This window comes from Streptomyces torulosus (genome assembly GCF_001419765.1).
Taxonomy (GTDB): domain Bacteria; phylum Actinomycetota; class Actinomycetes; order Streptomycetales; family Streptomycetaceae; genus Streptomyces; species Streptomyces torulosus.
In genome coordinates this window covers 1-11725 of sequence record NZ_LIRK01000708.1, presented here as the reverse complement: position 1 = coordinate 11725, position 11725 = coordinate 1, and the positions used below count along the sequence as shown (strand labels likewise).

12 protein-coding genes are annotated in these 11725 nt (G+C 67.9%); 11 read left to right on the top strand and 1 reads right to left on the bottom strand.

What is annotated here, in order from left to right; translation table 11 throughout:
• Positions 1 to 423: NADAR family protein (locus AOK23_RS38085; RefSeq protein ID WP_206336408.1), on the bottom strand; the 423-nt coding region annotated here is incomplete at its 3' end.
• Positions 424 to 634: 211 nt separating this feature from the next.
• Here AOK23_RS38085 and AOK23_RS38080 point away from each other — a divergent pair.
• The 11 genes from AOK23_RS38080 (at position 635) to AOK23_RS38030 (ending at position 11561) form a co-directional block, all read left to right on the top strand.
• Positions 635 to 2170, top strand: coding sequence for a gamma-aminobutyraldehyde dehydrogenase (locus AOK23_RS38080; RefSeq protein WP_055717047.1), 1536 nt, complete (start codon positions 635 to 637; stop codon positions 2168 to 2170).
• An 83-nt stretch (positions 2171 to 2253) separates the two neighbouring features.
• The gene (locus AOK23_RS38075; protein ID WP_055717046.1) at positions 2254 to 3498 is read left to right on the top strand and encodes a polyamine ABC transporter substrate-binding protein; all 1245 of its coding nucleotides are present in this window, start codon (positions 2254 to 2256) and stop codon (positions 3496 to 3498) included.
• An 8-nt stretch (positions 3499 to 3506) separates the two neighbouring features.
• A complete protein-coding gene (locus tag AOK23_RS38070; protein ID WP_055717045.1) occupies positions 3507 to 4658 on the top strand; it encodes an ABC transporter ATP-binding protein in 1152 nt (383 codons plus the stop codon).
• Positions 4658 to 5590 carry an ABC transporter permease gene (locus AOK23_RS38065; protein WP_055717044.1) on the top strand — a complete coding sequence of 311 codons (933 nt, stop codon included), beginning with the start codon at positions 4658 to 4660 and terminating at the stop codon, positions 5588 to 5590. Before AOK23_RS38070 ends, AOK23_RS38065 begins: the two co-directional genes overlap by 1 nt.
• Entirely contained in the window at positions 5591 to 6391 is an 801-nt protein-coding gene (locus AOK23_RS38060; protein ID WP_055717043.1) for an ABC transporter permease, read from the top strand.
• Positions 6392 to 6427: 36 nt separating this feature from the next.
• Positions 6428 to 7846, top strand: coding sequence for an NAD(P)/FAD-dependent oxidoreductase (locus AOK23_RS38055; RefSeq protein WP_055717042.1), 1419 nt, complete (start codon positions 6428 to 6430; stop codon positions 7844 to 7846).
• Between the two features lie 210 nt (positions 7847 to 8056).
• The gene (locus tag AOK23_RS38050) at positions 8057 to 8509 is read left to right on the top strand and encodes a hypothetical protein (protein WP_055717041.1); all 453 of its coding nucleotides are present in this window, start codon (positions 8057 to 8059) and stop codon (positions 8507 to 8509) included.
• A gap of 203 nt (positions 8510 to 8712) precedes the next feature.
• Positions 8713 to 9345, top strand: a complete 633-nt coding sequence (locus AOK23_RS38045; RefSeq protein WP_157878273.1) for a type 2 periplasmic-binding domain-containing protein — start codon at positions 8713 to 8715, stop codon at positions 9343 to 9345.
• Positions 9320 to 10027 carry a cupin domain-containing protein gene (locus tag AOK23_RS38040; protein ID WP_063791476.1) on the top strand — a complete coding sequence of 236 codons (708 nt, stop codon included), beginning with the start codon at positions 9320 to 9322 and terminating at the stop codon, positions 10025 to 10027. Before AOK23_RS38045 ends, AOK23_RS38040 begins: the two co-directional genes overlap by 26 nt.
• A complete protein-coding gene (locus AOK23_RS38035; RefSeq protein ID WP_055717038.1) occupies positions 10024 to 10791 on the top strand; it encodes an SDR family oxidoreductase in 768 nt (255 codons plus the stop codon). The genes AOK23_RS38040 and AOK23_RS38035 overlap by 4 nt, the downstream gene beginning before the upstream one ends.
• A gap of 14 nt (positions 10792 to 10805) precedes the next feature.
• Positions 10806 to 11561 carry an SDR family NAD(P)-dependent oxidoreductase gene (locus AOK23_RS38030; protein WP_240496742.1) on the top strand — a complete coding sequence of 252 codons (756 nt, stop codon included), beginning with the start codon at positions 10806 to 10808 and terminating at the stop codon, positions 11559 to 11561.
• The last annotated feature ends 164 nt before the right edge of the window (positions 11562 to 11725 follow it).

Here is an 11725-nt window from a genome sequence, read left to right as displayed (position 1 = left end):
GGCCTCGACGAGGACGCGGCCCGTCGTGCCCAGCAGCCAGGCCCGCAGGTCGTCGTGCGCGGCGAACTTGTGGACGCTGCCCTCGACGACGATGCCGAAGCGCTCCCGCTCCCACAGGGCCTCGTCGAAGCCGCGTACGAGGCGGCCCACCTTCTTCGCCATCGCCGGGCTCGACGCCGCGACGGCCTTGCGCTCCGCCTCCACGTCACCGAACAGCCGAGCCTTGGACGCCATCATCCAGTGCTCCGCCGTCGCGTACTCCACGCCGTCCACCGTGAACGGCGACGGCCACCACTGACTCAGACAGCTCGGCCCCACCCGGCCGTCGGGCCGCGGACGGTGCCCCCAGAAGTGCAGGTACCTGACCCTCGCCCCCGCCTGGACCACGCTGATCAGCGCGTCCCAAGAATCGATCTTCAGCATGCCGACGAGTGTGGCACCCGCCACTGACACTCCGTCCTCGATTTTCGCCTGCGACTGGACACCTGGTCGACAGATTCCGTCGCGTAACCAAAAGGCAACAACGGAATCACTTGTTGATGCCCTATCCCTCTGCCAGGATCGGCACTCAAATCGAGCTGGAGCTACGCCACCCGCCCCCAGGACACAGGGGGACAAGGCGGAGGAGAGCGACATGCAGAACCCGGGCACCGCAACCCCGGACCGATTCCCCGCGCAGGAACGCTTCGCGGCCGGCGCGCAGTACATCGCCGGCCGCCTCACGAAGGGCACATCGGGTCACACGCACGCGGTCGTCGACCCCGCCACCGGCGACGAGGTCCTCACCTATGAGCTGGCCGGCACCGACGACGTGGACGCGGCCGTCGCCGCCGCCCGCCGCGCGTTCCCGGGCTGGGCCGCGGCCACCCCCGGCGAGCGGTCCGACGCGCTGCACCGCTTCGCCGCCGTGCTCGCCGACCGGGCCGAGGAGTTCGCTCGCGCCGAGTCGCTCCAGTGCGGGAAGCCGCTGAAGCTCACCCGTGAGTTCGACGTCCCCGGCACCATCGACAACACCGCCTTCTTCGCGGGCGCGGCCCGGCACCTCCAGGGCCAGTCGGCCGGCGAGTACTCCGGGGACCACACCTCGTACGTGCGGCGTGAGCCCATCGGTGTCGTCGGCTCCATCGCCCCCTGGAACTACCCCCTCCAGATGGCCGCCTGGAAGATCCTCCCCGCGGTCGCCGCGGGTAACACGATCGTCCTGAAGCCCGCCGAGCTGACCCCGCTCACCTCGCTGCTGTTCGCGCAGGCCGCCACCGACGCCGGAATCCCCGACGGTGTGATCAACATCGTCACCGGCACCGGCAGGGTGGCCGGCGAGCACCTCGTCGGGCACCCCGATGTGGCCATGACGTCCTTCACCGGGTCCACCGCCGTCGGCAAGCGGGTCGCCGAGATCGCCACCGCCACCGTCAAACGGCTCCACCTGGAACTCGGCGGCAAGGCCCCCTTCGTCGTCTTCGACGACGCTGACCTGGACGCCGCCGTGCACGGCGCCGTCGCCGGCGCCCTCATCAACACCGGGCAGGACTGCACGGCCGCCACGCGCGCGTACGTCCAGCGTCCCCTCTACGAGGCGTTCGTCGAGCGCACGGCCGCCCTCATGGAGACCGTCCGGCTGGGCGACCCCTTCGCGCCCGGCACCGACCTCGGCCCGCTGATCTCGCACGTCCAGCGCGACCGGGTCGCCGGGTTCGTCGACCGGGCCCGCGGGTACGCGCGCGTGGTCGCCGGCGGTCAGGCACCGCAGGGGGAGCTCGCGAAGGGCGCGTACTATCGTCCGACCCTCGTCGCCGACGCCGCCCAGGACAGCGAGATCGTCCAGTCGGAGATCTTCGGCCCCGTCCTCGTCGTACTGCCCTTCGACAGCGACGACGAAGGCATCCGCCTGGCCAACGACACCCCGTACGGGCTCGCCGCCTCCGCGTGGACTCGCGACGTGTACCGGGCGGGCCGTGCGACACGGGAGATCAAGGCCGGGTGCGTGTGGGTCAACGACCACATTCCGATCATCAGTGAGATGCCGCACGGCGGCTACAAGGCGTCCGGCTTCGGCAAGGACATGTCGGCGTACTCGTTCGAGGAGTACACGCAGATCAAGCACGTCATGTTCGACAATACGGCGGTGGTCAGGAAGGACTGGCACCGCACGATCTTCGGGGACCGCTAGTCAGACCGGGGACCGGCCGCCCGACCTCCGGCCGGTCCTCGCCACCCTCCCGAAAGGGCACCTCCCGAAAGGGCATCACGCGCATGGAGCAGTACGAGCCCGACCGCCTGTCCCCGGCCCAGGTGGCCGCCATGCGGCGCAGTCTCAGGAACGGCAGGGCCTCCCTCAGCCGCCGTTCGCTGCTGCGCGCCGGAACGGGCGGCGCGCTCGCCGTCGGCGCGCTCGGCACGCTGAGCGCCTGCGGCATCCCCGCGGCGAAGAACACCGCGGGTGTCTCGTCCGAGGACCACTCGGCCAAGGAGAAGGAGATCGCCTTCTCCAACTGGACCGAGTACATGGACGTCGACGACAGCGGCAAGCACCACCCGAGCCTCGACGCGTTCACCGAGCGCACCGGCATCAAGGTCAAGTACACCGAGGACATCAACGACAACGTCGAGTTCTTCGGCAAGATCAAGCCGCAGCTCGCCGCCGGTCAGGCCACCGGCCGCGACCTCATCTGCGTCACCGACTGGCTGGCCGCCCGGCTGATCCGCTTCGGGTGGGTCCAGAAACTGGACCCGTCCAATCTGCCGCACGCCTTCATGAACCTCTCCCAGCAGTTCCGCAGCCCGGACTGGGACCCGGGGCGGGCCTACTCCTACCCCTGGCAGGGCATCTCGACCGTCATCGCCTACAACAAGAAGGCCCTCGACGGCGAGGAGGTGAAGTCGGTCTCCGACATGCTCGACAACCCGAAGCTGAAGGGCCGCATCGGCTTCCTCTCCGAGATGCGCGACAGCATCGGGATGACCCTGCTCGACATGGGCAAGGACCCGGCGAAGTTCTCCGACGACGACTACGACGCGGCGATCGCCCGCCTCCAGAAAGCCGTCGACAAGGGCCAGATCCGCCGCTTCACCGGCAACGACTACACCTCCGACCTGACCAAGGGCGACCTGGCGGCCTGTATCGCGTGGGCCGGTGACGTCGTCCAGCTCAGGGCCGACACCCCGGACGTCGACTTCGTCATCCCCGACAGCGGCTACATGACCTCGACCGACAATCTGCTGATCCCGAACAAGGCCCGCCACAAGACCAACGCCGAACGGCTCATCGACTACTACTACGAGCCGAAGCCGGCCGCCGAACTCGCCGCGTACATCAACTACGTGTGCCCCGTCGACGGCGTGAAGGCTGAGCTGGCCAAGATCGACGAGGACGCGGCGAACAATCCGCTGATCATCCCCGACGCCGCCATGGCGGCCAAGTCCCACGCCTTCCGCTCCCTCGCCCAGAAGGAAGAGACGGCGTACGAAGAGAAGTTCGCGAAGCTGACGGGGGCGTGACGAGGACCATGAAGACCACACAGAACAGCAGCGGTGACGTCCGCCTCACCGGCATAGGCAAGACCTACGGCTCCTTCACCGCCGTGCACCCGCTCGACCTGACCGTGCCGGAGGGTTCCTTCTTCGCCCTCCTCGGCGCCTCCGGCTGCGGCAAGACCACCACCCTGCGGATGATCGCCGGCCTGGAGGAACCGTCCCAGGGCACCGTGTCGCTCGGCGACCAGGACGTGACGCACCTCCCGCCGTACAAGCGGCCGGTGAACACCGTCTTCCAGTCGTACGCCCTCTTCCCGCACCTCGACATCTTCGAGAACGTCGCCTTCGGACTGCGCCGGCGCGGCCTCAAGAGCGTGAAGAAGCAGGTCGACGAGATGCTGGACCTGGTCCAGCTCGGCGAGCAGGCGCGCAAGAAGCCGCACCAGCTCTCGGGCGGCCAGCAGCAGCGCGTCGCCGTCGCCCGCGCCCTGATCAACCACCCCAAGGTGCTGCTCCTCGACGAGCCGCTCGGCGCCCTCGACCTCAAGCTGCGCCGCCAGATGCAGCTGGAACTGAAGCGCATCCAGACCGAGGTCGGGATCACGTTCATCCACGTCACCCACGACCAGGAGGAGGCCATGACAATGGCCGACACGGTCGCCGTGATGAACGGCGGCCGGGTCGAGCAACTCGGCTCCCCGGCCGACCTGTACGAGAACCCGAAGACCACCTTCGTCGCCAACTTCCTCGGCACCTCCAACCTCATCGAGGCCGAGGTCGACTCCAGGAGCGGCGAGGAGATCGTGCTGAAGGCGGGCGACGGCAAGCTCGTCCTGCCCGAGGCGCGATGTGCGGCGCCCGCCACCACCGGCGGCAAGGTCCTCGTCGGCATCCGCCCCGAGAAGATCACGCTGACGCACGCGGACGACGCGGGCGAGATCCCGGTCGGCCGCAACCGCATCACCGGGAAGATCGCCGCGACCAGCTTCATCGGGGTCTCCACGCAGTACGTCATCGACAGCTCGGTCTGCCCCGAGTTCGAGGTGTACGTGCAGAACATCGACCGCGACGCCCGCCTGGTCCCCGGCGCCGACGTCGTCCTGCACTGGAGCCCGGCTCACACCTTCGGCCTGGACGCCGCGCAGGACATCGACGCCGGTGTCGAAGAGGGAGCGGCCCTGTGATGTCGACCCTCACCGAAGCCGAGGCGCCACCGCCCCTGGCCCCCGTACCGACCGCGAAGCCGCCCCGCAGAAGGGGCCGCTGGACGCCGTACCTGCTCCTCGCGCCCGGTCTGCTCTGGCTGCTCGTGTTCTTCGCGATGCCGATGGTCTACCAGGCCTCCACATCCGTGCAGACGGGCTCCCTGGAGGAGGGCTACCAGGTCACCTGGCACTTCGCGACCTACTGGGACGCGCTCGGCGAGTACTACCCGCAGTTCCTGCGCTCGGTGCTCTACGCCGGTACGGCGACGTTCCTGTGCCTGCTCCTGGGCTATCCGCTGGCGTATCTGATCGCGTTCCGCGCGGGACGCTGGCGCAATCTGATCCTGATCCTGGTGATCGCGCCGTTCTTCACCAGCTTCCTGATCCGCACCCTCGCCTGGAAGACGATCCTCGCGGACGGCGGCCCGGTGGTCGGCGCCCTCAACTCGCTGCACGTCCTCGACGTCACCAGCTGGCTCGGCCTCACGGCGGGCGACCGTGTGCTGGCCACGCCGCTGGCGGTGGTCTGCGGCCTCACGTACAACTTCCTGCCGTTCATGATCCTGCCGCTCTACACCTCGCTGGAGCGCATCGACGGGCGGCTGCACGAGGCGGCGGGCGACCTCTACGCGACCCCGTTCACCACCTTCCGCAAGGTCACCTTCCCGCTGTCCATGCCCGGTGTCGTCTCCGGCACCCTGCTGACGTTCATCCCCGCCAGCGGCGACTACGTGAACGCCGAACTCCTCGGCTCCACCAACACCCAGATGATCGGCAACGTCATCCAGAGCCAGTTCCTGAGGATTCTCGACTATCCGACGGCGGCGGCCCTCTCGTTCATCCTCATGGCCGCGATCCTCATCATGGTCACGGTATACATTCGCAGGTCCGGGACGGAGGATCTGGTTTAAATGGCCTTCCTGAACTGGCTCAAGCGGCATGTCGTCGTCATCGCGGGACTGCTCACCCTCGGATATCTGCTCCTGCCCAATGTCGTGGTCACGGTCTTCTCCTTCAACCAGCCGAAGGGCCGCTTCAACTACGAGTGGCAGGAATTCTCCACGGCCGCCTGGACCGACCCGTGCGGCGTCGCCGACCTGTGCGGCTCGCTGTCGCTCAGCCTCCAGCTCGCCGCCTGGGCGACCCTCGGCGCCACCGTCCTCGGCACCCTGATCGCCTTCGCGCTCGTCCGCTACCGGTTCCGCGCGCGGGGCGCCGTCAACTCGCTGATCTTCCTGCCGATGGCGATGCCCGAGGTCGTGATGGCCGCCTCGCTGCTCACCCTGTTCCTCAATCTGGGTGCTCAGTTGGGTTTCTGGACGATCCTCATCGCCCACATCATGTTCTGCCTCAGCTTCGTCGTCGTCGCCGTCAAGGCGCGCGTGATGTCGATGGACCCGCGGCTGGAGGAGGCCGCGCGGGACCTGTACGCCGGCCCCGTCCAGACCTTCCTGCGCGTCACCCTGCCGATCGCCGCCCCCGGTATCGCGGCGGGCGCGCTCCTCGCCTTCGCGCTCTCCTTCGACGATTTCATCATCACCAATTTCAACGCGGGCTCGACCGTCACCTTCCCCATGTTCGTCTGGGGTTCGGCGCAGCGCGGAACGCCCGTCCAGATCAATGTCATCGGTACGGCCATGTTCCTGATCGCCGTACTGTTCGTGGTGGCCGGAATGGTCGTCACGAACCGCAGAAAGCGACAGAAGGCATAACGCCGCCCGTCGGAATTCTCGTAGGGAGTTGAAATCATGGCCCCTAGCGCCATGAACCGTTGGACAAAGTCTCTCTCCGACGCACAGCCGGTCCCGTACTGGCTCGAAGACCCCGGCAAGCCCCACCCCGAGCCCGCCCTCACCGGCGCCGAGACCTGCGACCTGCTGGTCGTCGGCGGCGGCTACAGCGGACTGTGGACCGCGCTCATCGCCAAGGAGCGCGACCCCGGACGGGATGTCGTCCTGCTGGAAGGCCGTGAGGTGGGCTGGGCCGCCTCCGGACGCAACGGCGGCTTCTGCGCCGCCTCCCTCACCCATGGTCTGGCCAACGGCCTCAGCCGCTGGCCGGACGAGATCCACAAGCTGGAGGAGCTGGGTGCCCGCAACCTCGACGAGATCGAGGCGGCGGTCGCCCGGCACGACCTCGACTGCGACTTCGAACGCACCGGTGAGATCGATGTCGCCACCGAGACCTACCAGGCCTGGGAACTGCGCGACTGGTACGACGAGATCAGCCGCAGGGGCCTCGCCGACGGCATCGAGTTCCTCGACGCGGACGCCGTCCGCGAGCAGGTCGCCTCACCGACCTTCGAGGCCGGACTCCACGACCGCCGGGGCGTCGCGATGGTGCACCCCGCCAAGCTCGCCTGGGGCCTCAAGCGCGCCTGCCTGAGGCTCGGCGTCCGCGTCCACGAGCACACGCCCGCGCTGGATCTGAAGGCGTACGGCGCCGGCATGGCCGTCCGCACCCCGTACGGCCAGGTCCGCGCCCGTCAGGTCGCCCTCGGCACCAACATCTTCCCCAGCCTGGTCAAGCGCGTCCGCGCGTACACCGTCCCCGTCTACGACTACGCCCTCATGACCGAGCCGCTCACCGCCGACCAGCTGGCGTCGATCGGCTGGAAGAACAGACAGGGGCTCGGGGACTCCGCCAACCAGTTCCACTACTTCCGGCTCTCCGCCGACAACCGTGTCCTGTGGGGCGGCTACGACGCCATCTACCCGTACGGCGGCCGGGTGCGCGCCGAGTACGACGACCGGCCCGAGACGTACGCCAAGCTCGCCGGCCACTTCTTCACCTGCTTCCCGCAGCTGGAGGGCGTCCGCTTCACCCACGCCTGGGGCGGCGCCATCGACACCTGCTCCCGCTTCTCGGCGTTCTTCGGCACCGCCCACCAGGGCAGGGTCGCCTACGCGGCCGGGTACACCGGGCTGGGGGTGGGCGCCACCCGGTTCGGCGCTGAGGTCATGCTCGACCTGCTCGCGGGGGAGCGCACGGAACGCACCGAGCTGGAGATGGTCCGCAAGAAGCCCCTGCCGTTCCCGCCGGAACCGTTCGCCTGGACCGGTATCGCCCTCACCAAGTGGTCCCTCGCCCGCGCCGACTCCCACGGCGGCCGGCGCAATCTCTGGCTGAAAGCCATGGACCGCCTGGGGCTGGGCTTCGACAGCTGACACCGCGCAGGATGGAGGGGGCGCACCGAAGCGCTCGCGAGCCACGGGCGTACGCCTTGCTGGACAGGCGTACGCCCAGCTCGCATGCCGTCATCGGATTCACCACCAAGACATGGGGGGAACCCGCGTAATGCCCGCCCCGCACCGCTGTCTGTGCTCCTGACGCGACACCGCGTCCGACGGAGCTCTACAGAGAGGAAGGTCCCCGTCATGACTGGGACCAAGACGGCGGTCGAGTGGCTGGCAGCGGTGGCGCCGGATCCGGACGCCTGCCGCTGGGAGTGGGAACGCAACCCCCTGGGAGTCACCCTGCTCCCGGCGGGCCGGGCCTGGGACGTGCTGATCCTGCCGGGGGAGCTCGGCTACCCCACGCTGGACGTCCTGACCCGCATCATCGACCAACCCGGGCCCGTGCTCGTCGACTTCGGCGACGACCGCATGGGCTTCTTCGTGCCGCCGGGCACGGCGTCCCGCTGGCTCGGCACGGGGGTGCGCAGCGCGGGCCGCGGCACCTGGATCGTGGTGCCGTACCCCGGCCGACAGTCCGGCGGCGTGCGCTGGCTGATCCCCCCGGACGGCACCGGCACCCTCACCGACCCGGCCCTGCTGGAACTGGCGATGCACGAGGCGGCGGCGGGCCTCCCCCGGGACCAGGACCGTTGAGCACGGTGGCCCCGAGAAACACCGTTCTTGGTGCGGCAAGGGGAATGGATTGCGCCATTGACTTGATTCGCATCGGCGAAACATAAGGGAAACAAAAGTCGTCAAGTTCGCACTTGAACGGCTCAAGTGAGTGCCTTAAGCTCCAGTCCGTCCCCAGATATGTGTGCCAGCCAACTGGCCCAGACAGAAGAATGGAGGTGGTCATGGAATTATTACGGATCCCCGGAGTCGAGAAGCAGGCGCTCATGGCGCTCTTTCTCGTGGATCCCGCTCGATCCGTCAAGATCGGGACGTTGGGACCGGAAGGGACGAGCAGCGAGCACATCGCCCGGATGATGCTGCGCTGCATAGGTGATCCTGAGGGTTGCGAGATAACTCTTGAAGACACGTTCGAGCGGTGCATGGGCGCCCTCGTCGACGGAGTCATAGACCTCGCACTGGTGCCCCACGCCTACTCGAAAATCAACGCGTTCTATATGCATCCCGGCTTGCGTCCGGTGAGTGTATTTCATGGGAGCACGCCGGAATACGGCCTCGCCACCCGGCCCGACTTCGCGTTCGACGAAGAAGTGCTGCGCACCGACACGGTCGTCAGTCACCCCGCTCCTGTCCCGATGCTCGAGCACCATGTCGCCGGGCCTGTGAAGGTCGCGACCGTGACCTCCACGAGCCAGGCCGCCGGCCGTGTCGCCGACGGGCATTACAACATCGCCCTGACGAACGAGCAGGCGGTCGAGCAGTACAACCTGAGGTTCGTCCAGAGGTTCTCGCGCATCCCCATGACCTGGACCGTTTTTTCGCGGAAGAAGGATGGACATGACCACCGGTGTGCGTGAAACCCCCTTCTTCCCGGCCGCCGACGCGCTGCTGCACGAGAGCGGCGTCCGCAGCGATTCCTATCGGCGGGACGACACCGAGGTGCGGCTCTCCTACCTGGCGCCCGGAGCCGTTCTGGACGAGCCGGCGACGGCGTGGGCGCGGGTCGGGATCGTCGTGCGCGGGGAACTCGCCGTGACGGTCGAGGGCGTCACGAAGTCGATGACGGCCGAGCACGATGTCTTCGTCGCCCCGCCCGGCGCGTGCCTCTCCGTGACGAACCCGTCCGCCGAGGAGACCGTTCTGCTGGAGATCAAGCGCAACAAGCCCGGGGAGAGCTACCCCGCCCCCAGCGGCTATTTCCTCGAACCGCTGGAATCGCGCAAGTTCGTCGGCATGGATGTCACATTCTTCCTGGCGGACTGGATCGAGCTCATGCTCGCCAACATCCCGGCCGGTGGCGAGATGCCCTATCACAAGCATTCGCACGAACAGATCGGCACATGCCTGGAAGGGCGCTACGAGATGACCGTCGAGGGCTCACGGCATGAATTGCTGTTCGGCGGCACCTACTTCTGCGCCAGTCAGGAGGGGCACGGGGCGGCGAACCCCAACACCGCCGTGGCGCGTTCCCTGAACATTTTCATCCCGCCGCGCTACCACAGGGTCCCGAAGCCCACTGCGGGACAGGAGAGCGAGTGACCCGACTGGCACTCGTTCTGGGGGCCGGCCGCGGTATCGGAAGGGCGACCGCGCTGCGCCTGAATGCGACCGGCTACGCGACGGTCCTCTGTGCCCGAAATCGGAGCGACCTGGAGAAGGTCGCCGCGGAATCCGTGGGCGGACCCACCCCGTGCGTCATCGCGGGAGACATCACCTCGTCCGCTTTTCGTGCCGAACTCGTCGGTGAGACGGAACGCCGGTTCGGAAGGATCGACGTTCTGGTCAACAACGCGCCCGGTCCGGCGCCGGGCGCCTTCGACAGCGTGTCGGCCGGCGACATCACGGTCGCCATGGAGCAGAAGCTCGTCCCGTACCTGGATCTGATCAAGATCGTGGCACCGCTCATGATGCGCAACGGATTCGGACGCATCGTGAATGTCGTCGGAAACGTCGGAAAGGAACCCGCCCCCGGATTGTTCCTCTCCGGTCTGGTGAACGCGGCCGTCGCGAACGCCGGCAAGTACTTGGCGAGTCAGTACGCCCCGCACGGAGTGACCGTGAACTGCGTGCACCCCGGCGTCATCCGTACCCAGCGATACGACCGTGCCGTGCGGCACATGAGTCGCTCCCAGGGGATCTCGCCGCAGGAGGCCGAGGACCGGATGCGCCGGTCCATCCCCATGGACCGGCCGGGTACCGCCGAGGAGGTCGCCGCCCTCGTCGGGTTCCTGGCGTCCGAGGAGGCCTCCTATGTGACGGGGCAGCAGATCTCCGTCGACGGCGGCCACATGACATGCGTATGAGAGGAGACCGACTCGTGGCGTTCAAGGACAAGGTGGTCATCGTCACCGGTGCCGCATCCGGAATCGGCCGCCGGACCGCGATCGAGTTCGCTCGGCAGTCCGCGAAGGTCGTCGTCGCGGACATCGACGAGAAGGGCGGTGAAGGCGTGGTCGCGCAGCTCACGGAGGAAGGGCTCGACGCCGTCTTCGTGCCGACCGATCTCACCGTCGAGGCGGACTGCGCACGGCTCGTCGCCACCGCCACCGAGACCTTCGGCCGACTCGACGTTCTCGTCAACAACGCCGGGATCGAAGTCACCACACCCCTGCACGAGATGCAGGAGCACGAGTGGGACCGGCTGGTCGACACCAACCTGAAGAGCATGTTCCTGTGCTCCAAGCACACCCTGCGCCAGATGATGTCGGCCGCCCACGGCGGGTCCATCGTGAACGTCTGCTCCGTCAGCGGCCTGGTGGCCTGGCCCGGCATAGCCGCCTACAACTCCACCAAGGGCGGCGTGCTGATGCTCACCAAGTCGCTCGCCATCGACTACGCGCAGCACGACATCCGGGCGAACTGCGTCTGCCCCAGCATCATCGACACCCCGATGACGGACGTCGCCAACGGCCACGACGACGCCGTCAAGGCGGAGAAGGCCAAGCTGAATCCGATCGGCCGCCTGGGCACGCCCGAGGACGTCGCCCACGCGATCCTCTTCCTCGCGTCGGACAAGTCCGCGTTCATCACGGGCACCGCGCTCACCGTCGACGGCGGTTACACGGCCATCTAGTGCTGTGACCGGAAAGGTTCACCGGCTCGCGACGCCCGGCACGGCACCTCGCGGCGTTGTCGCATGACCCGAGTACATCCAGTACGCGGGTCATGCTCCGCCGTGCGAGGCACCGCACCGGACGCCGCGAGCTTTCCGGCAAACCTTTCCGGCCACAGCACTAG